The organism is Faecalibacterium longum, assembly GCF_040094125.1.
Classification (GTDB): Bacteria; Bacillota; Clostridia; order Oscillospirales; family Ruminococcaceae; genus Faecalibacterium; species Faecalibacterium longum.
This window is the reverse complement of sequence record NZ_JBBNIH010000082.1, coordinates 17,033-39,439: the sequence shown is the minus strand read 5'-3', so window position 1 is coordinate 39,439 and position 22,407 is coordinate 17,033. Positions and strand designations below refer to the sequence as shown.

The window sequence follows — 22,407 nt, the reverse complement described above, 5'->3', positions numbered from 1 at the left end:
CCTCCGTGTTCGGTAAAGTGTGTAAGACTTCTGCAAAAGCCTTGTGGGTCGGGGTGCGGGCGGCATCGCGGCCTTGGAGCTGTGGGGCAGTGCGCAAGACCCTTGGAAGCAAAGCTTCGTTGTGGGTTGTATCTGCCCTGTTTCAGTGCTATACTGGGCTTATCAGCTCCGATGAAATAATACCACGAAACCGGCACAGATGATAGAACAAAAACACATTCTTTGTACAACAAAATCGGCTTTGATAAAAAATCTTCAATGTATTGGGGAAAGGAATTGGCGAATATGGCACTAAATATCAGCTCCAACATCGTCGCCAGCGAAAAGGGCAGGGAACTTGTGCAGCACGGCAGCGCGCTGTTTCCCATCGCCTGCTATGCCGAGGATCTGTCCAGCTATTCGGTGGCGTGGCACTGGCACGAAGAGTTTGAATATGTGCTCTGCACGAAGGGACCGCTCCATGTGGACGTCAACAAGACCCGCCTCACCTTGCAGACCGGGCAGGGAGTGTTCATCAACTCGGGCGTCCTCCACGCGGTGGAGCAGGCACCGGAAGGCACAGCCCTGCTCCACTCGGGCGTGTTCCATCCGCGCCTTGTGGGCGGCATGGACACTATCTTCTGGCAGAAGCTCATCCGCCCCATGACCCAGCCCGACGCCCCGCCATTTTTCCTTCTGGATGCGTTGGTGCCGTGGCAGAAACAGGTGTTGGACTGTCTGCACGAGAGCTGGAAAGCCGTGTCAGATGAGCCCTTCGACTACGAGAACCGGGTGCGCTACTACCTCTCTCTGGCCCTGCGGCTGCTGAGCACCCAGTGCGTGGGCGGGCGGACGAAAGTCTCCCAGCAGGAGCAGATCGCCTCCGAGCGGATGAAGCAGATGCTCCACTTCGTGGAGGAACACTACGCGGAAGAGCTGACAGTCCAGCTCATCGCGGGCAGCGTGGCCCTCAGCGAGAGCGCCTGTCTGCGCAGTTTCAGGCAGATGCTGGGCATCACGCCCATCCAGTACGTCAAGCAGTACCGGGTGGAAAAGGCCGCTGATCTGCTTCGCTCCACCCGGCTCAAGACCGGCGAGATCGGCGCGGAGTGCGGCTTCACCGATAGCAGCTACTTTATCAAGATCTTCCGGGAGATAAAACACTGTACTCCCAAAGAATACCGTATGAAATTTTGTTGAGATGTAAGAAAAGGAGAAATCTATCTCCATGCAGCGTGCATTGACATCCGGCCCCATCACCGGCAGCATCCTGCTGGGCCTCTGCATAGGCAGCGGCGCGGCCATCTCGATGCAGTACGGCAGTGGTGAGTACGATAAAATGCGCCAGAGCGTCTTCCAGTCCTTCGCCCTCATTGCGGGCATGGCGCTGGCGGACGCCATCGGCATCGGCTACTATCTGGTGAAACATAGAAAGGAGACGCTGTGAAAATCGAGCACATCGCCCTGTACGTCAACGACCTCGAGGCTGCAAAGGACTTCTTTGTGCGCTATTTTGACGCCGTGCCGAATGCGGGCTATCACAACCCGAGGACGGACTTCCGCTCCTACTTTCTCACTTTCGCGGACGGCGCACGCCTGGAGCTGATGAACAAACCCGGGATGTCCGACGAGCCGAAGCCTGCCGCCCGCACCGGATACGCGCACATCGCGTTCAGCGTCGGCAGTCAGGAGAAGGTGGATGCGCTGACGGCCCGCCTCAAGGCCGACGGCTGCGAAGTCCTCAGCGGCCCCCGCACCACCGGAGACGGCTATTATGAAAGCTGTGTCCTTGCGGTGGAAGGAAATCAAATCGAGATAACGGTGTAACACAAAAGAGCAGAGCCTGCGGTGAAAACCCGCAAGTCTCTGCTCTTTTTGTTATGGATCTATCAGCCGGGCAGCACCACGATGCCCGCCGCAGCAAGTGAGACGATGAGATACATATTTTCTGGGCCGAATATAGCACAGGGGCCGGGAAAAACTACAAAAAGCCCGAAATACACGACGAAAATATTGTATTGGTTGCGCAACGACCTGTGAAAGAAATGAGAAAACTAAAACTTTTTAGATAAAACTATTGACAATGGTGGCCTTGCGAGTATAATGACCTTATCAAATCGTTCAAAACATTTAACTAAATGACATGAACTGATTTGCCCGAACAAGATACGATAGTACAACACACATACACAAGATAAAAGGAGAAAATTACCATGACTTTTGAGGATATGAAGAAGATCGTCGTTGACACCCTGAACTGCGAGGAAGAGAAGGTCACGATGGAGGCCAGCCTGACCGAGGATCTCGAGGCTGACAGCCTGGACGCTGTGGAGCTGAACATGGCTCTGGAGGACGCTTTCGGCGTTTCCATCCCCGACGAGGAGCTGGCCAACATGAAGACCGTCGGCGACATCTTCAACTACCTGACTGCACACGCTGAGGCATAACGATGAACGACATTAGAGACTTGTTCCCGGGCCGGATGCGGGAGCGCGCCTTCCAGCTCAAAGCCCGGCGGGACACCGGTGTGGCGTGGCATGAGCCGCAGTTTGTGGAATGCAAGCAGTGCGGCCGCCGTGCCACCCGCCAGATCTGGGCTAAGAGCCTTTTCGTCTGCCCCAACTGCGGCAATCACCAGCCCATCGGTGCGTACTACCGCCTGAGCCTTGTGCTGGACAGCGGCAGTTTCCGGGAGCTGGATGCAGAGCTGGCCCCGCAGGACGTGCTGGGTTTCCCGGGCTATCCCGAAAAGCTCAGCGCCCAGACCCAGAAGACGGGCCTCAGCGAGGCTGCTGTCGCGGCAGTGGGCCGCATCGGCGGCGTGTCGGTGGTGGCTGCTGTGCTGGACAGCCGCTTCTTTATGGGCAGCATGAGCACGGCCGTGGGCGAGAAGATCACCCGCGCCATCGAGTACGCGGCGGCGAAAAAACTGCCGCTGGTCATCTTTTCGGCCAGCGGCGGCGCCCGGATGCAGGAAGGCATTTTCAGCCTGATGCAGATGGCCAAGACCAGCGCCGCCATCGAGCGCTTTTCGGCCAAGGGCGGGCTGTACATCAGTGTATTGACCCATCCCACTACCGGCGGCGTTACCGCCAGCTTTGCCAGCCTTGGCGACATCATGCTGGCCGAGCCGGGCGCACTCATCGGTTTTGCAGGCCCCCGCGTCATCGAGCAGACCATCGGCGAGCGCCTGCCCGAGGGCTTCCAGCGCAGCGAGTTCCAGCTGGAACACGGCTTTGTAGACAAGGTCGTACCCCGCAGTGAGCTCCGCGCCACCCTCATCCAGCTGCTGCAGCTCCACGCAGGCGGGAGGAAAACAGAATGATAAAAGAACTTCTGGAGCAGCTTGCTCCTTTGGACGCCCAGATCGCTGCCCTGCGTGGCGGCGCACAGGACGAGGAAAGCCAGATGGCCGCTATCACGGCCCACGCTTCCGAGCTGGCCGAACTGGCTGTGGAGGAAGATGAGATCCTCCGCTGCTGCGGCCCGCTGACCGCTGAGGATCGGGTCTTTCTGGCACGCCACCCGGAGCGCCCCCATATCGACGAGACCATCAATGCTCTGTTCACCGATTTCTTTGAGCAGTGCGGCGATCGTCAGTGCCGGGAGGACAGCGCCATTCTGGGCGGCATCGCCCGCTTCCACGGGATGCCTGTGACCGTCATCGGCCACCGCAAAGGTTCCACGCTGGAAGAGAACATGGCCTGCAACTTCGGTATGCCGGGGCCGGAGGGCTATCGCAAGGCCCTCCGTCTCATGAAGCAGGCCGAAAAGTTTGGCCGCCCCATCATCACCTTCATCGACACGCCGGGCGCATACCCCGGCAAAGAGGCCGAAGAGCGGGGACAGGGCGAGGCTATTGCCCGAAACCTGATGGAGATGAGCGGTCTGACGGTTCCCGTCATCGCTGTCGTCACCGGCGAGGGCTCTTCCGGCGGCGCACTGGCACTGGGTGTGGCAAACCACATCCTCATGCTGGAAAATGCAGTCTACTCGGTGCTCAGCCCTGAGGGTTTCGCCAGTATCCTGTGGAAGGATTCCTCCCGCAGCGGCGAAGCCTGCGAGATCATGAAGCTGACCGCACAGGACCTCTACAAGGACGGCATCGTCGAGGAGATCATCCCGGAGCCTGTGGGCGGCGCACAGCGCAGCCACGCGGCCCTGTTTGCCGCCATGGATACGGCCCTGAAAAACCACCTCACCGCCCTCTGCAAGATGAGCGGCAAGGCACTGGCCGACCAGCGGTACAAAAAATTTCGTCAGATCGGAGAAGCGAAACGAGCATGAACGGTTTGCAGTTGATCGCCACCGGCGGAGCTCTGCCCGGCCGCACGGTCACCAATGAAGAGTTGAGCCGCACCGTGGACACCAGCGACGAGTGGATCACCACCCGCACCGGCATCCGCGCCCGCCACTGGTGTACGGAGGAAGAATCCGCCGCCACGCTGGCCATCGCGGCGGCAAAGCAGGCGCTGGAGCGCAGTGGTCTTTCGCCGCAGGATATTGCCTGCTGTGTCTGCGCGACCCTTTCGGCACCTGACGCCACCCCCAGTGTGGCCTGTCAGGTGCAGCGGGCGCTGAGTCTGCCCGAAAACCGCCCCGCGCTGGATGTCAACGCCGCCTGCTCGGGCTTCATCTACGGCACCGCCGTGGCCCGCGGCCTGATGGCGACGCTGGGTGGACGGTACGCCCTCGTGGTGGGCTGCGAAGCGCTGTCCCGCCTGATGGACCAGACCGACCGCTCCACCTGTGTGCTCTTCGGCGACGGTGCGGGCGCAGCGATTTTTGAACTGTGCGACGCACCGTTTGCGATCACGCTGGGCGCACGGGGCGACGAGGCTATCCACGCAGGAGGCCCCTGCCGCACCGGCTCGGCCCCCATCAGCATGGACGGGCGTGCCGTCTTCCGCTTTGCGGTGGACGCACTGCCCCGCTGTCTGCACGCGGTGCTGGACGAGACGCAGCTGGCGCTGGGCGATGTGGACTGGGTGGTCTGCCATCAGGCCAACAGCCGCATCATCGACCACTGTGTGAAAGCGCTCCACGCCGACGCCGCAAAGTTCTACAAGAACATGGACCGCCACGGCAACACCAGCGCGGCCAGCATCCCGGTGGCCCTCAACGAGATGGCCGAAGCCGGTCTGCTCAAAGCCGGGCAGAAGGTATCCTGCATCGGCTTCGGCGGCGGATTGACCTGGGGCGGGATGCTGGTTACGTACAGCCCTCTCAGTCATGGCTGACGCCATGCCAGCCCTCCCAAAGGGTGAGCGCTCTAAAGTAAAACCTATAAATAGGACGATTTACATGAAATTACTCAACGAGATATTAGGCACGAAATACCCCATCATTCAGGGCGGAATGGCCAACATCGCCACCGGCGAGTTTGCCGCTGCCTGCTCCAACGCCGGTGCGCTGGGTCTTATCGGCGCAGGCGGCATGAACGCTGAGACGCTGCGGGAGAACATCCACCGTTGCAAGGCGCTCACCGACAAGCCTTTCGGCGTCAACATCATGCTGATGCACCCCCAGGCCGACGAGTTTGCCAAAATCGTCGTGGAAGAGGGCGTCAAGGTCGTCACCACCGGCGCAGGCAACCCCGGCAAGTACATCCCCATGTGGAAGGAAGCCAGTATCAAGGTCATCCCCGTGGTGGCAGCGGCCGTTCTGGCTAAGCACCTTGCCCCTCTGGGCGTGGATGCCGTCATCGCCGAAGGCACCGAGAGCGGCGGCCATGTGGGCGAGATGACCACCATGGCCCTCGTCCCGCAGGTGGTGGACGCTGTAGATGTCCCTGTCATCGCGGCGGGCGGCATCGCCGATGGCCGCCAACTGGCGGCAGCCTTCGCACTGGGAGCCTGCGGCGTTCAGGTGGGTACCTGCCTGCTGGTCAGTGAGGAATGCCCCGTCCACGAGAACTACAAGGCCGCGCTTCTGCGCGCCAAGGACAGCGACACCATCGTCACCGGCCGCATCGGCGGCACCCCCGTCCGTGTGCTGAAAAACCGGATGAGCCGCGAGTATGTCCGGCAGGAAAAGGCCGGTGCCGACAAGATGGAGCTGGAAAAATACACGCTGGGCAGTCTGCGGCGCGCCGTCTTTGAGGGCGATACCGCCACAGGCAGTCTGATGGCCGGTCAGGTGGCCGGTATGCTCCACGAGGTGCGGCCTGTGGCTGAGATCCTCGACGAGCTGTGGGAGAGCGGGAGGCAGCGGATGCATTCGCTGAGCGAGTTATGCTGACCCTCGCAGGCAAGCCGCTGGCCGTGCCTGTCTTACAGGGCGGCATGGGCGTGGGCGTTTCCCTCGGCGGGCTGGCCGGGGCGGTCGCGGCCTGCGGCGGCATGGGGTGCATCTCCACCGCCGACACGGGCTACCGAGAACCCGATTTTGCCCGCGACCCTTACGCAGCGAATCTCCGTGCGCTGAAAAAAGAAATCGCCAAAGCGAAAGAGATCGCCAACGGCGCGGGACTGGTGGCTATCAACGCGATGGTCGCCACCCAGAACTACGCCGACGCCGTCCGCACTGCTGTGGAGGCAGGTGTGGATGCCATCGTATCGGGTGCGGGCCTTCCGCTGGAGCTGCCCGGCCTGGTGGAAAGAGCTGATGTTGCGCTGGCACCCATCGTGTCCAGCGGACGTGCTGCAAAGCTCATCCTCCGCCGGTGGGCAAAAGCCTTCAACCGCACCGCCGACTTCGTGGTCATCGAGGGCTGCAAGGCCGGCGGACACCTGGGCTTTTCGGAAGAAGAGCTTCTGGCTGGAAAATGCCAGACCCTCGACGAGATCCTGCCCGAAGTGCTGGCTGAGGTGAAGCCTTTCGAGGCTCAGTTCGGCCACGACATCCCGGTCTTCGTGGCCGGAGGTGTCTACACGGGCGAGGACATCGCCCACTATACTAAGATGGGTGCTGCGGGCGCACAGCTCGCCACCCGCTTCATCCCCACCTACGAGTGCGACGCCAGCCAGACCTATAAAGATGTCCTGCTGGCGGCCAATCCCGAAGATGTGCGCATCATCCACAGCCCTGTGGGAATGCCGGGCCGTGCGCTGGCCACTCCGCTGGTGCAGAAGCTTGAACAGGGTCTGCGCTTCCCGCCAAAGCACTGCGCCCGCTGTCTCAAAGCCTGTGAGCCGGCCAAGGTGCCTTACTGCATCACCCACGCCCTCATCGAGGCCGTGAAGGGCAATGTGGAAGAGGGACTCTTCTTCTGCGGGGCCAACGTGGGCCGTCTCGACCGGATGCGCAGTGTCCGGGAGCTGATGGATGAACTGATGGATGATTGGAGGAAACACCAATGAAGCTTGCCATTCTGTATGCCGGTCAGGGCTCTCAGCACCCCGGCATGGGCAAAGACCTTTACGAGAGATACCCCGCGTTCCGGGAGGCGTTCAACGCCGCAGACCTTGACTTTGATTTGGAGAGCGTCTGCTTCGACGATCCGGAAGGCGTTTTGAATCTGACTCAGTACACCCAGCCCTGCATGGTGGCCTTCGCCGCCGGTGTCACGGCTGTCCTGAAGGAAAACGGCGTCAAGGCCGACTATCTGGCCGGTCTGTCGCTGGGCGAATACTCCGCGCTGGAAGCTGCCGGTGTCTTCACGGCCAAGCAGGCTGTGGAGCTGGCTGCCTTCCGCGGCAAAGCCATGGCCGACGCCGCCAAGGGCATCGAGTGCGGCATGACCGCTGTGATGAACCTTGACCGCGACGCACTGGCAAAGTGCTGCGAAGAGGCATCCGTTCTGGGCTGTGTCCAGATCTGCAATTACAACTGCCCGGGCCAGCTGGTCATCGGCGGCGAAAAAGCCGCCGTGGAAAAGGCCGCTGAGCTGGCAAAAGCCGCAGGCGCACGCCGCTGCATCCCGCTGAAGGTCAGCGGTCCCTTCCACACCAAGCTGATGCACCCCGCCGGTGACGCGCTGGCAAAGCGCTTTGCGTCTGAGCACTTCGGCGAGATGGAGACGCCTGTCCTCTTCAACTGCCTCGGCCACGAAAAGGCAGACAGCGACAGCATCCCCGCTCTGCTGGAAAAGCAGGTGCAGAGCAGCGTCTACATGGAAGATACCCTCCGCCGTCTGGGCGAGCTGGGCGTCACCGACATTCTCGAAGTCGGCCCGGGCAAGGCCCTGAGCGGCTTCGTGAAAAAGACGCTGGGCGCAGATGTCCACTGCACCGCTGTCGAGACGGCAGAAGAGCTGGAAGCTTTCCTCACCAGCTGGAAGGAGGCACAGGCATGAGCGAAGAAAAGCTGACCCGTGCCGCCGTCGTCACCGGCGGAAGCCGGGGCATCGGCCGGGCTGTCTGTGTTGCGCTGGCAAAGCAGGGCTGCAATGTGGTGGTCAACTACTGCCACGGTGAGGCCGCTGCCGCCGAGACTGCCGCACTGTGCAAAGAGCTTGGCGTCGAGGCCGTCACCGTGCAGGCCGACGTCTCCACTGCCGAGGGCTGCAAGAAGCTGTTCGAAGAAGCAGTGAATGCCTTTGGCCGGGTGGATATTCTCGTCAACAACGCGGGCGTCACCCGCGACAACCTCATCCTCCGCCTTTCCGAGGAAGATTTTGACACCGTCCTGAACGCCAACCTCAAGGGTGCGTTCCTCTGCTGCAAGGAGGCCGCACGCCGGATGGTGCGCCAGCGCTATGGCCGCATCGTCAACCTGAGCAGCGTGGTGGGTCTGCGGGGCAACGCAGGCCAGACCAACTATTCCGCCAGCAAGGCGGGCCTCATCGGCCTGACCAAGAGCCTCGCCAAGGAGCTGGCCAGCCGGAACGTCACCGTCAACGCGGTGGCTCCCGGCTTCATCGCCACGGATATGACCGCCGCGCTGCCGGAGGCTGTCCGCACCGAGATGTGCAAGACCATCCCGGAGGGACGCGCCGGCCAGCCGGAGGACGTAGCAAACGCGGTGGCCTTCTTCGCCGCCGAACAAAGCAGCTATCTCACCGGGCAGGTGCTCTGTGTGGACGGCGGCATGGCAATGTAAAAAGGAGCTTTTTCTATGGAAAAACGCAGAGTCGTCATCACCGGTCTTGGCACCGTGAACCCTCTTGGAAATAACACCGCTGACAGCTGGGCCGCAGCCCGCGCAGGCAAGTGCGGCATCGGCCCCATCACCCAGTTCGACGCCAGCGAGTTCAAGTGCAAGCTGGCAGGCGAGGTCAAGGGCTTCGACCCCGAGACCGTCGTGGACAAAAAGGAAGCCCGCAAGATGGCCCGCTTCACCCTGCTGGCGCTGGGCGCTGCCGCTGAGGCCATCCAGGACAGCGGCATCGACTGCGAAGCCGAGGCCGAGAACATCGGCGTCATCGTGTCCAGCGGCATCGGCGGTCTGCCCACCATCGAGGAGCAGCACAGCCGCGGCGAGGAAAAGGGCATGGAGAAGGTCAGCCCCTACTTCGTCCCCATGGCTATCGCCAACATGGCGGCAGCACAGATCGCCATCCGCTTCGGCCTCAAGGGGATGTGTACCTGCCCGGTGACGGCCTGCGCAGGCGGCACCAACGCTGTAGGCGATGCTTTCCACCGCATCCGCGACGGCTACGAGCCGGTCATGGTCTGCGGTGGTGCCGAGAGCTGCATCAGCCCGCTGGGCATCGGCGGCTTTACCAGCATGAAGGCCCTCTCCACTGCTACGGACCCTGATGCGGCCAGCCTGCCCTTCGACGCACGGCGCGGCGGCTTTGTGATGGGCGAGGGCAGCGGTGTGCTGGTGCTGGAAGAGCTGGAGCACGCCAAGGCCCGCGGCGCACACATCTATGCCGAAGTCGTGGGCTACGGCGCCAACTGCGACGCCTACCACTTCACGGCTCCCGCACCCGGCGGCGCAGGTGCCATCGGCTGCATGAAGCTGACTCTCAAGGACGGCGGCATTGCCCCCGAGCAGATCGACCACATCAACGCCCATGGCACCGGCACCCACATGAACGACAGCTGCGAGACTGCCGCTATCCACGCCGTCTTCGGCGACCACGCCAAGGACATCGCCGTCGTCAGCACCAAGAGCATGACCGGCCATCTGCTGGGCGGCGCAGGCGGCATCGAGGCCGTGTTTACCGCACTGGCCCTCCGCGACCAGTTCGCGCCGCCCACCATCCACTACGAGCAGCCCGACCCGGAGTGCGATTTGGACTATGTGCCGAATGTGGGCCGTGAGATGAAGATGGAGTACGCTCTGAGCAACAGCCTGGGCTTCGGCGGACACAACGCCTGCCTGGCCTTCAAGAAGTGGGAGGGCTGAGAGCGATGGCAGAACCCCGCACCGTGCGTGAAAACGCAAACAGCCTGACCAGCGAGGACATCGCGGCCATCCTGCCCCACCGGTATCCCTTCGCCCTCGTGGACCGCATTCTGGACTACGAGCCGGGTCAGTGGGCCATTGGCCGCAAGTGCGTCACCCGCAACGAAGAATTCTTCTGCGGCCACTTCCCGGGCCAGCCGGTCATGCCCGGCGTCCTGATTCTCGAAGCACTGGCCCAGACCGGCGCTGTCGCGGCCCTGAGCCTGCCTGAGAACAAAGGCAAGCTGGCCCTCTTCGGCGGCATCAAGAACGCCCGCTTCCGCAAGCAGGTTACCCCCGGCGATGTGCTCACCCTTCACTGTGAGCTGGTCGAGCAGCGCGGCCCGGTGGGCATCGGCAAAGCGTCCGCCTATGTGGACGGCAAGTGCGCCGCCACCGCAGAGCTGACCTTCGTATTAACGTAAAAAAGCAAAAAACAGAGAGGATAGTCATTCCTGAACTATCCTCTCTGTTTTTATGCTTTTTATTTTGATTTGGTGGCATACGTCACATCCAGCACCGGGCCGAAGGGGTCGAAGACGAGGCCCTCGATGCCGTTGGCCACCAGCAGCCGCTTCTGCTGGGTGAAGAGCGGCACGGCAACAGCCTGTTCGAGGAGCTGGCGCTCACAGGCGGCCAGCAGAGAGCAGCGGGTGCTGCCGGTGGCTGTGGCGCTGGCCGAGAGCTGGGTGGTGTAAAGGGCGTCGCTGTAGCCGGTCAGCCCGCCGCCGGTGGGGGAGAACTGGGCCAGCGCGGTGTAGACACTGCCGCCCTCGGCCTGCACGGGGGCGAGGGCGATGGTGTAGCTGCCGTTTTCGAGCCGCTTCTGGAACTCTTCCGGCTCCACCTCTTCCACCGAGAAGAAGAGCGAAAATTCCTTCTGCCATGCGCTGTTGATGAGCTCGGCGGTGTCACTGAGGCCGCTGCCGGAAGGCAGCAGCAGGGAGACGCGGCCAAAGTCGGAGGGGGAGACGCCGCCGTCGCGGGCGGCGATGTAAAGTGCGCGGGGGTCGCCGAAGGCCGGGCGGACATCGCCCGCCGTCTGCCGGTAGTCGATGCCGTCCACAGTCAGGCCGTCGGGGATGAGGCCCTTTGCCTCCGCGAACAGCCCGCCGCCAGGGACTTCCACTGCCGAAGCGGCTACACTGCCCAGTGCCTGCCGAAGCTCAGTGGAAGCAAAGATGGAGTCGCAGTTGAAGAGCAGCGCCCATGTGGTGTCGGAGTAGGACACGCTCTGCAGCGAGGTGGGGGTGCCGCTGTCGTCGAGGGCGGCGGTGCATTTTTCGTTATTGATGAGCTCTTCGGCGAACTGGCCGGAACTCGTGGTGTTCTCCACGAGGCGCAGACTGTCGATTTGGCTCCCCGAAGCCGCCCGGCGGAGGAAAAGGCCGCTGGACGTCCAGTTATAAAGGTAAAAGTGTCCGCTGGAAAGGGTGGAGGCGCTGGTCAGACCGTAGGTGCCTCGGGTGCTGTCAAAAAACGCTTCGTCGCAGGGCATCGCGCCGGGCAGCGTCAGCTTGGAGAGGAACGTCTCGTCGGGCGAGGAGAGTCGGAACACCAGTTTCAGCGGCTCCGCAGCGGTGACGCCCAGCGCGCTGGCGGGCTTCTGACCGGCCAGAACGGCGGCGCTGTTCTCGAGGGCAGAGAACTCCACGGCGTAGGGGGAGTTGGTGCCGGGGAGGAACATCCGCTGGAACGCGAAGACGAAGTCCTCGGCGGTGATGGCGTAGTCGGAGGGATCTCCCTTCGAGGCGGTATAGGTCAGGCCGTCCTTCAAATAGAATGTATAGGTGAGCCGGTCGGCAGATACCTCCCACCGCTCACACAATTCCGGCGCGAGGCTGCCGTCCGATGTGCGGCGGACGAGGCCGCTGTAGAGGTTCTCGCAGGCGATGATGTCCGAGGCGCTGGACGCCACCTGCGGGTCGAGGTTCGCAGGGATGGAGTCCACGAACCAGGTAAAGCTGTTGGAGCCGGAGCCGCAGGCGGTCAGGCTCAGAACGAAAAACGCAGCCAGCAGGGCCGCGACAAAGCGAAGCTGTTTCAAGAGATGCATCCTTTCGGGCCGGTGCGGCCCTGTTTGTCTCAGAAAGTGATAAGAAATACGAAAACTACACCCGGACAGGCGCAGGAAAATTTTGGTGTTGAGCCGGCGCAATGCTGTTGATGCTGCGCCAAAAATCGAAATCGCTATAAGTGTAACAGAAACAGGCAGAAAAGACAATCGACATTTTGTTGATTTGAGTGGACATTTTGAGCCACGGTTTGTGTTTTTCCGTTGCCAATCGGAAACAAATGGTCTATAATGGAGGACGGCAATGCATTTTCTCCTGCGGCTGTGTGCGGCGGGGGTGCTATGGTAATATACATTTATAGAGGAGGTCCTTTTTTATGCAGAAGGAACAGCAGGAGCTTGCAAACCTCATCAAGGGCAAAAAGGTTGCCTTTATCGGCGCGGGCGTCAGCCATAAGACGCTCATCAAGGAGTTCGTGGAGCTGGGTGCGCACGTCACCCTCTGCGACCAGAAAAAGAGCGTGGAAGATTTCGGCGACTACGCCGCCACCATCAAGGAGCTGGGCATCGATCTGAGCCTCGGCGAGAATTACCTCGACGGTTTCAAGGGGCAGGACATCATCATGCGCACCCCGGGCTTCGTGGGCTATTTCGAGAAGCCTTTGCAGGATGCCATGGCCGCCGGCACCATGGTCACCAGCGAGGTGGAGCTGTTCTTCCAGTTCTGCCCCTGCGAGATCGTGGCCGTGACCGGTTCTGACGGCAAGACCACCACCACCACCCTTATCTCCAAGTTCTACGAGGCCGCAGGCCGCAGGGTGCATCTGGGCGGCAACATCGGCGCAGCCTTGCTGCCCATGCTGCCCGAGGTGAGCCCCGACGACGTGGCCGTGGTGGAGCTGTCCAGCTTCCAGCTCATCAGTATGCACCAGAGCCCCAACATCGCCGTCGTCACCAACGTGACCCCCAACCACCTCGACCACCACAAGGATATGCAGGAGTACATCGACGCTAAGCGGAATATCCTGCTCTACCAGAAGCAGCCCTGCCGCGCTGTCCTCGGCTATGAGAACGAGATCAGCCGCTCCATGCAGAAGGACTGCAAGGGCAAGCAGGTCTGGTTCACCCGCCTGCACGAGACGGACAACGGCGCGTTCCTGCGGGAGGACGGGATGCTCTGCATGGCAGAGAACGGCGTCGTGACTCCCTTCCTCGCACAGAAGGACGTGAAGCTGCGGGGCCTGCACAACATTGAGAACCTGCTGGCCGCTGCCGCCGCCGTCTGGGGCGAGGTGCCTGTGGAAGCCATCCAGCTGGTGGGCAGTAATTTCACCGGCGTGGAGCACCGCATCGAGCCGGTGCGCGTGCTGGACGGCGTCACTTATTATAATGACTCCATCGGCACCAGCCCCACCCGCACTATCGCCGGTCTGCGCAGCTTCGACCAGAAGGTCATCCTCATCGCAGGCGGCTACGACAAGCACATCCCCTACGAGCCGCTGGCCCCTGAGATCACGGCTCATGTCAAGAACCTCGTGCTGATGGGTGCTACCGGCCCCCGCATCGAGAAGGCCGTGCGCGAAGACCCGAACTTCAACGAGGCCGAGCTGCCCATCCAGCACGCCGACAACATGCAGCACGCTGTGGAGCTGGCCCGCGCCTGCGCAAAGCCCGGTGACATCATCATTCTCTCGCCGGCCAGTGCTTCTTTCGACCTCTACCCGAACTTTGAAGTGCGTGGCCGCGAGTTCAAGAGCATCGTCAACGCGCTGAAGTGATCGCCCAAATCAAAACGCCCCGCCAGAAGCAGCGCTTTTTGAACGCCTGCCGGGGCAAGCTCTGTCTCGGGGCGACCATGCCGCTGGCGTTCGCCCTCTTCGGTAAGAGCCAGCCGGGCCGCTTTTTCGCCGGGCCGACGCTGGCGCTGGATGTCGGCGGCAGCACCGCGTGGCTGGCGGGTCACGCCAACCCCGAGGAGCTGGCGGGCTTTCTGGCTTTCTGCGGCTGTGAGGCCGTGGTGCTGGATGAAGCCGAGTGTCCGCCGCCCACCGGTTGGAAGCGGGCAAAGACACACAGCGTCTTCGGCCTTGCGCCGGGGCGTCAGCTGCCCTTGCCTGAGGCAGACGCTGCCCTCTGGCAGAGTCTTGCCAAAAACACAGAACCTGCCGCCGGAAAAGCAGCGGATCTGCTCTTCCCTGACAGGCCATCAAAACGGGACGACTTTTACTCTGAGCTCTGCTCCAAGCGCAGCCGGGGCCTTGCCCGGGTCTGGACGCTGGAACGGGAAGGGAACATCATCTGTACGGTGGGAGCCTACGCGCTGGCAAATGGTCAGGCATACATGGCCTGCGGCGAGACCGTGGAAGCTCTGCGGGGCAAAGGCGTCGGCGGGCGGCTCATCGTCGAGATGGCGAATGCCCTCGCCGCCGAAGGCTGGATGCCTGTCTTCCTGTGCAGCCCCGAGCGGGTACATTTCTATACCCGGCTGGGCTTTGAGAAGATGGGGGAGTATGCACGATATGAAGTACAATAACAATTAAGGATTCATTATAATGTCAATGTTAAATCACTTTTTCGATTATAAACCCGAAGTTCTGGCGCTGGATGAAAAAGCCCTCGAGCTCTGCCAGCCCTACTTCAAGCAGATGGAGGACATCCGCGACTACAACCAGCTCAAGATGCTGAAAGCCTTTGCGGACACCCAGATGTCCTCCACCGATATGCTGGGTACCACCGGCTACGGCCTGTGGGACACCGGCCGCGCCAAGCTCGAGCAGATCTTTGCCGAGGTGATGGGCGCCGAAGATGCACTGGTGCGCAGCCAGTTCCAGAGCGGCACCCACACGCTGGCCGTGGCTCTTTTTGGCCTGCTGCGGGCAGGCGATACCCTGCTGGCTGCCACGGGCCGTCCGTATGACACGCTGGAAGGCGTCATCGGTCTGGATGGCAAGGGCAAAGGCACCGGAACCCTGATGGATTACGGCATCAAGTACGACGAGGCCCCGCTGAAGGCCGACTTTACCCCGGACTATGAGCTCATCGCCCAGAAAGCCCCGGGCGCGAAGGTCTGCCACATCCAGCGCAGCCGCGGCTACCTGCAGCGCAACGCCTTCGACCTCGATACCATCCGCAAGGTCGCCGACACCGCACGTGCCGCCAACCCCGACATCATCATCTTTGTGGACAACTGCTACGGCGAGTTCACCCAGAAGGAAGAACCCTGCCAGGCAGGTGCCGACCTCGTGGTGGGCAGCCTCATTAAGAACCCCGGCGGCGGCATTGCCCCCACCGGCGGCTATATCGCAGGCCGAAAAGACCTCGTGGAGCTCTGCGCCTACCGCCTGAACGCCCCCGGCCTCGGCAAGGAGCTGGGCTGCACCCTCGAGACGCCCCGCGATATGTATCTGGGCTTCTACTATGCCCCCGGCGTGGTCTGCGAGGCTATCAAGACGGCCATCTACGCCCAGTGCCTGCTGGAACTGGTGGGCAAAAAGCCCATCCCTCGCTACTGCGAGGCCCACAACGACATCGTCACCTGCTTTGATGCTGGTACGGCGGACGCCCTCATCGGCTTCTGCCGGGGAGTTCAGGCCGCAAGCCCCGTGGACAGCTATGCCGCCCCGGAACCTTCTCCGGAACCGGGCTACACCGACGAAGTTATCATGGCCAGCGGCAGCTTTACCCAGGGCAGCACCATCGAGCTTTCCTGCGACGGCCCGCTGCGTGAGCCGTATACCTGCTACCTGCAGGGCGGCCTGAACTTCGCCGCCAGCCGCGCAGGCGTCCTGCTGGCTGTGCAGAATGCGTATTTTAAGGACTGAACCTCTCAGTCACCTTCGGTGACAACTCCCCTCTCGAGGGGAGTCTAAGATGAAAAGGATCAAAAAATGCCACGATTAAGCGACCGCGTCGGCACCTTTACCGACTCCGTCATCCGCCGGATGACCCGCATCAACAACCAATACGATTCCATCAACCTGTCGCAGGGCTTCCCTGATTTCGACCCGCCGAAGGAGCTGACCGACGCGCTGGCCAAAGCCGCCCACGACGGCCCCCATCAGTACGCCGTGACCTTCGGTGCGCAGAACTTCCGGGAGGCGCTGGCGAAAAAGACCAGCCCGGCGCTCCACCACGAGGTGGACCCCAACACGGAAATCTGCGTCACCTGCGGCGGCACCGAGGCCATGATGGCCGCCATGATGACCATCTGCAACCCCGGCGACAAGGTGATGGTCTTTTCGCCGTTTTACGAGAACTACGGCGCAGACGCCATCCTCTCGGGGGCTGAACCCATCTACATCCCGTTAGTGCCGCCGGAGTATGAGTTCGATTTGAGCCTCATCGAGAAGGGCTTTGCCGAGGGTGCCAAGGCGCTTATCCTCTGCAACCCCTCCAACCCCTGCGGCAAGGTCTTCCGCCGCGACGAGCTGGAAGCCATCGCCAGGCTTGCCATCAAGTATGACGCTTTTGTGGTGACGGATGAGGTGTACGAGCACATCGTCTACGCCCCGGCAGAGCACATCTGCATGGCCAGCCTGCCCGGTATGTTCGAGCACACCATCACCTGCAACTCCCTCTCCAAGACCTACTCCATCACCGGCTGGCGTCTGGGCTACCTCATCGGCCCGGCCTACGTCATCGAGGGCGCCCGCAAGGTGCATGATTTCCTGACTGTCGGTGCAGCCGCACCCCTGCAGGAGGCCGCCGTCGCCGGTCTGACCATGCCCGCAAGCTACTATGAAGGTCTGCGCGCTCTTTACACCGAGAAGCGCGACCACTTCCTTGCCGGGCTGGATGCCATCGGTCTCAAGCACAACGTCCCGCAGGGTACTTATTTTGTCATGATAGACATTTCGGATTTCCTCTCCCTGCCCCAGTTCAAGGGCTGGACCGACCTGGAATTCTGTGAGTGGATGATAAAGAACATCGGTGTGGCGGCTGTCCCTGGTTCGAGCTTCTTCAAAGAGCCGGTCAACCACCTCATCCGGATGCATTTTGCCCGCGGCACCGACGTGCTGGACGAGGCTGTGCATCGTCTGGCAAAGCTGACGGAGCTGCTGAAATATAGCAGTTTGCGTTTTTAATGCACAAGCAACAGCCGCAAACTGCATATCGCAAAGATGCAGTTTTGACCGGCACTATTTTTGAAAATTGCGATAAGAAAGAGGACATCATGCGATTTTTTTGCGTGATGTCCTCTTTCTCTATCGAGAGATAGATCTTATCAGCGGCCTTGCCCTCTCAGTCTGTAAGTAAGGGGAGCCGCAGCGTGAAAATGCTGCCCTTGCCGACTTCACTTTGCAATGTGATCTCGCCGTGGTGGAGGTGGGCCAGCTCCTGCGCGATGGTCAGGCCGAGGCCGGTGGAGTCGTGCTTTTTGTCAGCGGTGGTATGGAAGTATCGGTCAAAGACAGCGCTCTGGTCTTCCGGTGCGATGCCGCAGCCGGTGTCCTGTACGCTGACGCAGGCCGTTTCGCCCTCGGCGCGGCAGTCCACATGGATGCTGCCCCCGGCGGGAGTATAGTGGATGGCGTTGGTGACAAGGTTCTGGATAATTTGCTGCAACCGCACGCTGTCGCCCCAGACAGGCAGAGGCGTGTCGGCGCTGACATGGAGTTCGACGCCCTTCTGGTCGGCCTCGCTCCGGCAGGCGGCGCAGACGGCGGCGGCTTCTTCGTTGAGGGCGGCGCGGTCTTCGTTGAGCAGAATCTGCTTCTGCTCGAGCTTTGCCGCGAGGAAGAGGTCTTCCGTCAGCCGCCGCAGGAATTCAATGCGCTGACGCAGAGCCGGAAGTAGGGCCGGAAGGGCCTCGGGGGCCGATTCCAGTGTTTCCAGCCCGCCGCTGACGGCGAAGAGAGGGCTGCGCAGGTCGTGGAAGATGTTGAGCATCATGCTCTTGCGGGCCTCGGTCTCGGCGGTCAGCTCTTTTGTCCGCTCTGCCACCCGGGCGTCCAGCTCCCGGGCCAGCTGCTCGGTGCGGTCGAAGAGAAGAGCAAACCTCCGGCAGACGAACACCATGCAGCCGATGGCAAAGGGAAGGTCGTAGAGGCGGGCGCAGCGCAGCAGGTAGAAGGGGACAGACTCCACAAAAAGCACGCTGTCCAGCCCGGGCATTAGCGCCCAGACCCGGAAGCCGGTGGTGACAGCACCGGGCAGGAGCATCAGAGCGGCACCCTCATAGTCTGCGTTCACGGCGGCCATTAAGTAATAAAGGCAGAGGCACATGCCCGCTACCAACATCCCGACCCGCAGCGGGGGATAGCTGCTCGTGGACAGCGCAAAGAAGACGACGCATCCGGCGGCAAGCGCAAGGAGCCCCCGCCCGGAGCGGGGCAGTTTTACCCCCAGCAGCCCTGCCGCCAGCAGTGCCGAGGCCAGCACAGTGAGGGAGAAGAAGGAGCGGAGGATGCGCTGGAGCAGACGGTTTCGGATGGCCGGGAAGAAGAAGACCATCAGCGCCCAGGCGCTCATAATGACGAGGTAGAGCAGGAAGTACCCCAGCTCCGGCAGGTGCTTATAGTGGTAGAGCGCCAGCAGCACCATCCCCATGGTCACAAAGGCCGTCAGAGCGATGAGCTGAGTCATGGTGCGGAAGCGGAATGCCCGGGAGGCGAAGGCGGAAGTCATCAGCCATGTCTGGGGGCTGCGGCCACAGGTGAACACCAGCTCCACCGTCTCGCCGGGCGTGACGTCCAGTGCATACAGCTCCCCCGAGCGCTCGAGGCTGGTGAGGCTCTCAGGGGCCAGCGGTACCGCTGTGTTGGTGACGCAGAGGGTGAGGGACGGGATGTCTTCTCCCACCGTGAAAGTAAAGTGCCACTGGCCGGGGGCTTCCTGCCGCCAGCCGTCCAGTGCAATGCCCTGGGCGGCGTGCTGGGCTGTGAGCACACTGCCGCTGTGCAGATGCTCGAACTGTGCGTTGCCCCAGATACCGACCAGCACGATAAAGGCCGTAAGCAGGGCGGAGAAAATCAGAATGGGCCATTTTTGCTTCATGGCGATGCCTCCCCTTGTAGATGTGCAAAAAATAAGGTATACTATAGTATATCAAATCGTGCGAAAAAAGGGGAGGGCTGACAGGATGATCCGCGTATTGTTGGTGGAAGATGACCCCGTGATCCGCGACACCACATGCTATTTTCTGAAAAGTCAGCAGAATTTTGAGGTGGTCTGTGCAGAGACGGGCGGCGACGCTTTGAGCCATGCGCGGGAAAAGTTCGATGTCATCCTGATGGACATCCTTCTCCCGGACACCAACGGCGTAGACCTCTGCCAGCGTCTGCGCAGCTGGCACCACTGCCCCATCATCTTCACATCCTGTCTGGACGATACCGACACCATCGTCCGCGCGCTGGAAATGGGCGGCGACGACTTTCTGGCAAAGCCCTATAATAACAAGATCCTGCTGGCCCGCATCATGGCCAACATCCGCCGGGTGCAGATGGACGGCGCAGAGCCCAGCGTCAACGGCTACCACTGCGCGGCCTTCACGCTGGATGCCAACAGCCACAGCGTGGAGAAGGATGGCCGCAGCGTCCATCTGGCCGACATGGAATATCGCATCCTCACCCTCTTCGTCCGCTACCCGAACACCTTCTTCACAGCCAACGAGCTCTACCAGAAGATATGGGGCAAGGAAAGCCTCGGCGATGTGCGGACGGTGCAGGTACATATCCACAACCTCCGCAGCAAGATAGAGCCCGACCCGGCAAAGCCCGTCTACTTAAAAAATGTCTGGGGCAAGGGTTATGTCTTCCAGCCGGACGGCGGCAAGGTTTAAGAATCGTTTTGATGAGAGCACCGACTTCTTAAGGAAACTTAAGCAGTCGGTGCTTTTTTTGGACTTGTTAAGCAAATAATTAACGAGAATGTCCAGAATTGAACTAAGAAATGGCTAGGATGTTTAAGGATTCTTAAAAGACAGACCCTTGAATTTGTGTTAAATTATTATCGAACGATGTGGGCGGCAGTGCAAGAAGGTCTGCCGCTGCACGGAGCTATGAGAAAGAATAGAGAAGAAGAAAAAGACACGAAGAAAGGAACCACGCAAAATGAACAAGATCTCCCGTAAAGGTTTTCTGAAGATCGCTGCCGCAGCTGCCATGTCTGGTGTGACTGCCGGTGCTCTGGCTGCCTGTAATGCTGCCAGCTCTTCCACCGCCGCACCTGCTGCTTCCGGTGCAGCCGGTACCTACATCCCCGGCACCTATGAGGGTACTGCTGAGGGCATCTCTTCTACCGTCAAGGTCACCATGACCTTCTCCGACAGCGCTGTGACCGACGTTGTGGTCGATACCTCCGGCGAGACCGCTTCTTACGGCGCTGCTGCTGCCGACCAGCTGCGTGAGCAGCTGATGGCTGCAGGCTCTGCTGAGATCGACGGCGTTTCCGGTTCCACCATCACTTCCGACGCTGTTATGAAGGCAGCCAAGAGCTGTTACGCTCAGGCCAAGGGCGAGGCTACTGTGACCTCCGTCCAGCTGCCCACCGGTGACGAAAACGATTGGCTGGGCAAGGAGCCTGACATCGACGAGGCTGCCATCACCGAGACCGTGGACACCGACATCCTCATCGTGGGTGCAGGCAACGGCGGTATATTCGCTGCCGCCTATGCTGCCGCCAACGGCCTGAACTTCCGCGTCATCGAGCAGAACGGCAACGTGCAGGATACCCGTCACTGGGTCGGCGCTGTGGACGGCTTCGGCGCACAGGCACAGGGCATCAAGATGGACCGTGCCAAGCTGCTGAGCGAGATCTCCCGCTACGCTTCCGGCAAGTGCGACCAGCGCGTTGTCAAGACCTGGATCAACGAGTCCGGGGAGATGATCGAGTTCATCCGCTCCATCATGGAAGACAAGTACGGTGTCAAGATGGTCTACACCTACGGCGATGAGGCTAAGTGGCCTGCCGAGAACGCCGAGCACAACACCGACTATATGTACCCCGAGATCGAGTACACCTATGACCGCAGCTCCGGCGCAGCCCGCAACGAGCTGCTGCTGCAGTACATTCAGGAGCTGGGCTACGATGTGGACTTCAAGACCTCTCTGGCAAAGCTGGAGAAAGACTCCACTGGCCGCATCACCGGCATCATCGCCCAGAGCACCGAGGATGACCACTTCATCCGCTACAACGCCAACAAGGGCGTTCTGCTGGCCTGCGGCGGCTTCCCCGGCAACCCCTACATGATGGAGCAGCTGGACCCGCTGGGTACCTCCGTCACCACTGCCTGCTCTTACTCTCCGGCCGATAAGGGCTACGGCATCCGTGCCGCTGTCTGGGCCGGTGCAAACCTCGACAAGGAAGCTGCTCCCATGCTGTTCGACCGCGGCATCGTGGCTCCCGGCGTGGACGGCGGTTATGTGGCAAGCGACTCCGCTTTTGGCGGCAAGGCCTTCCCCGGCCCCATCCGCCAGTACAACCCCGGCACTCAGCCTTTCCTGAAGGTCAACCGCAACGGTGAGCGCTTCGCCAACGAGAGCAGCCCCTACAACGACATCGTCTACGCTGCTGCTCATCAGCCGGGCCGTGTCTACGCACAGATCTGCGACGCAAACATTCTGGAGGACGCAAAGCGCTTCCACACCATCGGCTGCTCTGCCCAGACCCGTAATGCCGGCGCAGAGTATATCCAGAAGCAGATGGACAATGCAGAGAAGGAGGGCGTCTTCTTCAAGGCCGACACCATCGAGGAGCTGGCCGACAAGCTGGGCTTCACCGGCGAGGCCAAGGACACCTTCCTTGCTACCGTTGAGCGTTACAACGAGCTGTACGACAAGCAGAACGACGAGGATTTCGGCAAGCCCGCTTATCGTCTGAGCGCCATCCGCACCGCTCCCTTCTACGGCTGCTGGCTGGGTGCCTCCCTGTTGTGTACCGAGCAGGGCATTGCCATCAACGACAAGGGTCAGGCTCTGGACAACGACAACAAGCCGATGCCAGGCCTGTATGTCACCGGCGATATGTCCGGCTCCTTCTTCGCCAACAACTATCCCTGCCTGATGGCAGGCGTGGCTATGGGCCGCACCCTGACCTACGCCATCAAGGCAATCAAGCAGATGGGCGGTCTGGAATAAGTTATCCCTCAGTGGTACCTGAGCGCATAAGATAAAAAGACACCGCAGAAGTGTGAAAGCTTC

General features: G+C 61.2%; 21 protein-coding genes. 19 read left to right on the top strand and 2 right to left on the bottom strand.

Translation table 11 applies throughout. The features are described from left to right. Positions 1–285 precede the first annotated feature (285 nt). The 13 genes from AAAU26_RS02175 to fabZ all read left to right on the top strand — a co-directional run bounded on the left by AAAU26_RS02175 (position 286) and on the right by fabZ (position 10,679). Entirely contained in the window at positions 286–1,179 is an 894-nt protein-coding gene (locus AAAU26_RS02175) for an AraC family transcriptional regulator (protein WP_227619199.1), read from the top strand. Positions 1,180–1,207: 28 nt separating this feature from the next. Next, complete coding sequence (locus AAAU26_RS02170) at positions 1,208–1,426, top strand: hypothetical protein (protein WP_158394842.1); 219 nt, start codon at positions 1,208–1,210, stop codon at positions 1,424–1,426. Next, positions 1,423–1,806: a VOC family protein gene (locus AAAU26_RS02165; RefSeq protein WP_227619200.1), complete on the top strand. Its 384-nt coding sequence runs from the start codon at positions 1,423–1,425 to the stop codon at positions 1,804–1,806. The genes AAAU26_RS02170 and AAAU26_RS02165 overlap by 4 nt, the downstream gene beginning before the upstream one ends. A 386-nt stretch (positions 1,807–2,192) precedes the next feature. Continuing rightward, on the top strand, positions 2,193–2,426 hold the full coding sequence (acpP, locus tag AAAU26_RS02160) for an acyl carrier protein (protein ID WP_149794608.1): 234 nt from the start codon (positions 2,193–2,195) through the stop codon (positions 2,424–2,426). Between the two features lie 2 nt (positions 2,427–2,428). Then, positions 2,429–3,304 (top strand): acetyl-CoA carboxylase, carboxyltransferase subunit beta, encoded by an 876-nt coding sequence (accD, locus tag AAAU26_RS02155; RefSeq protein WP_207677758.1) that lies wholly within the window; start codon positions 2,429–2,431, stop codon positions 3,302–3,304. Further along, positions 3,301–4,266, top strand: coding sequence for an acetyl-CoA carboxylase carboxyltransferase subunit alpha (locus AAAU26_RS02150; protein ID WP_158390715.1), 966 nt, complete (start codon positions 3,301–3,303; stop codon positions 4,264–4,266). The genes accD and AAAU26_RS02150 overlap by 4 nt, the downstream gene beginning before the upstream one ends. Beyond that, positions 4,263–5,219: a beta-ketoacyl-ACP synthase 3 gene (locus AAAU26_RS02145; RefSeq protein ID WP_227619201.1), complete on the top strand. Its 957-nt coding sequence runs from the start codon at positions 4,263–4,265 to the stop codon at positions 5,217–5,219. Before AAAU26_RS02150 ends, AAAU26_RS02145 begins: the two co-directional genes overlap by 4 nt. A 4-nt stretch (positions 5,220–5,223) precedes the next feature. Next, positions 5,224–6,219 (top strand): nitronate monooxygenase, encoded by a 996-nt coding sequence (locus AAAU26_RS02140; protein WP_227619202.1) that lies wholly within the window; start codon positions 5,224–5,226, stop codon positions 6,217–6,219. After that, on the top strand, positions 6,213–7,280 hold the full coding sequence (locus AAAU26_RS02135) for an NAD(P)H-dependent flavin oxidoreductase (RefSeq protein ID WP_227619203.1): 1,068 nt from the start codon (positions 6,213–6,215) through the stop codon (positions 7,278–7,280). The genes AAAU26_RS02140 and AAAU26_RS02135 overlap by 7 nt, the downstream gene beginning before the upstream one ends. Continuing rightward, entirely contained in the window at positions 7,277–8,215 is a 939-nt protein-coding gene (gene fabD, locus AAAU26_RS02130) for an ACP S-malonyltransferase (RefSeq protein ID WP_227619204.1), read from the top strand. The genes AAAU26_RS02135 and fabD overlap by 4 nt, the downstream gene beginning before the upstream one ends. Then, the gene (gene fabG, locus AAAU26_RS02125; RefSeq protein ID WP_149794615.1) at positions 8,212–8,961 is read left to right on the top strand and encodes a 3-oxoacyl-[acyl-carrier-protein] reductase; all 750 of its coding nucleotides are present in this window, start codon (positions 8,212–8,214) and stop codon (positions 8,959–8,961) included. The genes fabD and fabG overlap by 4 nt, the downstream gene beginning before the upstream one ends. Positions 8,962–8,976: 15 nt before the next feature. Continuing rightward, complete coding sequence (fabF, locus tag AAAU26_RS02120; RefSeq protein ID WP_158394836.1) at positions 8,977–10,215, top strand: beta-ketoacyl-ACP synthase II; 1,239 nt, start codon at positions 8,977–8,979, stop codon at positions 10,213–10,215. Between the two features lie 5 nt (positions 10,216–10,220). Next, on the top strand, positions 10,221–10,679 hold the full coding sequence (gene fabZ, locus AAAU26_RS02115; RefSeq protein WP_158394835.1) for a 3-hydroxyacyl-ACP dehydratase FabZ: 459 nt from the start codon (positions 10,221–10,223) through the stop codon (positions 10,677–10,679). A 59-nt stretch (positions 10,680–10,738) separates the two neighbouring features. On the opposite strand, the gene AAAU26_RS02110 is transcribed toward fabZ, so the two are convergent. Next, positions 10,739–12,310 (bottom strand): ABC transporter substrate-binding protein, encoded by a 1,572-nt coding sequence (locus tag AAAU26_RS02110; protein WP_227619205.1) that lies wholly within the window; start codon positions 12,308–12,310, stop codon positions 10,739–10,741. A gap of 335 nt (positions 12,311–12,645) precedes the next feature. Here AAAU26_RS02110 and murD point away from each other — a divergent pair, with 335 nt between their 5' ends. The 4 genes from murD (at position 12,646) to AAAU26_RS02090 (ending at position 17,352) form a co-directional block, all read left to right on the top strand. After that, positions 12,646–14,046: a UDP-N-acetylmuramoyl-L-alanine--D-glutamate ligase gene (murD, locus tag AAAU26_RS02105; RefSeq protein WP_227619206.1), complete on the top strand. Its 1,401-nt coding sequence runs from the start codon at positions 12,646–12,648 to the stop codon at positions 14,044–14,046. Then, on the top strand, positions 14,043–14,801 hold the full coding sequence (locus AAAU26_RS02100) for a GNAT family N-acetyltransferase (RefSeq protein WP_349180894.1): 759 nt from the start codon (positions 14,043–14,045) through the stop codon (positions 14,799–14,801). The genes murD and AAAU26_RS02100 overlap by 4 nt, the downstream gene beginning before the upstream one ends. A gap of 25 nt (positions 14,802–14,826) precedes the next feature. Further along, a complete protein-coding gene (locus tag AAAU26_RS02095; protein WP_149794636.1) occupies positions 14,827–16,089 on the top strand; it encodes a methionine gamma-lyase family protein in 1,263 nt (420 codons plus the stop codon). 66 nt (positions 16,090–16,155) lie between these two features. Next, positions 16,156–17,352 carry a pyridoxal phosphate-dependent aminotransferase gene (locus AAAU26_RS02090; RefSeq protein ID WP_227619208.1) on the top strand — a complete coding sequence of 399 codons (1,197 nt, stop codon included), beginning with the start codon at positions 16,156–16,158 and terminating at the stop codon, positions 17,350–17,352. 157 nt (positions 17,353–17,509) lie between these two features. Here the strand turns inward: AAAU26_RS02090 and AAAU26_RS02085 are convergent, their stop codons facing one another. Next, positions 17,510–19,264: a sensor histidine kinase gene (locus AAAU26_RS02085; protein ID WP_227619209.1), complete on the bottom strand. Its 1,755-nt coding sequence runs from the start codon at positions 19,262–19,264 to the stop codon at positions 17,510–17,512. 85 nt (positions 19,265–19,349) lie between these two features. On the opposite strand from AAAU26_RS02085, the gene AAAU26_RS02080 reads away from it, so the two are divergent. Together AAAU26_RS02080 and AAAU26_RS02075 are read left to right on the top strand one after the other, a co-directional pair. Then, positions 19,350–20,048: a response regulator transcription factor gene (locus tag AAAU26_RS02080; RefSeq protein ID WP_158394829.1), complete on the top strand. Its 699-nt coding sequence runs from the start codon at positions 19,350–19,352 to the stop codon at positions 20,046–20,048. 271 nt (positions 20,049–20,319) lie between these two features. After that, positions 20,320–22,344, top strand: coding sequence for an FAD-binding protein (locus tag AAAU26_RS02075; RefSeq protein WP_227619210.1), 2,025 nt, complete (start codon positions 20,320–20,322; stop codon positions 22,342–22,344). Positions 22,345–22,407 lie beyond the last annotated feature (63 nt).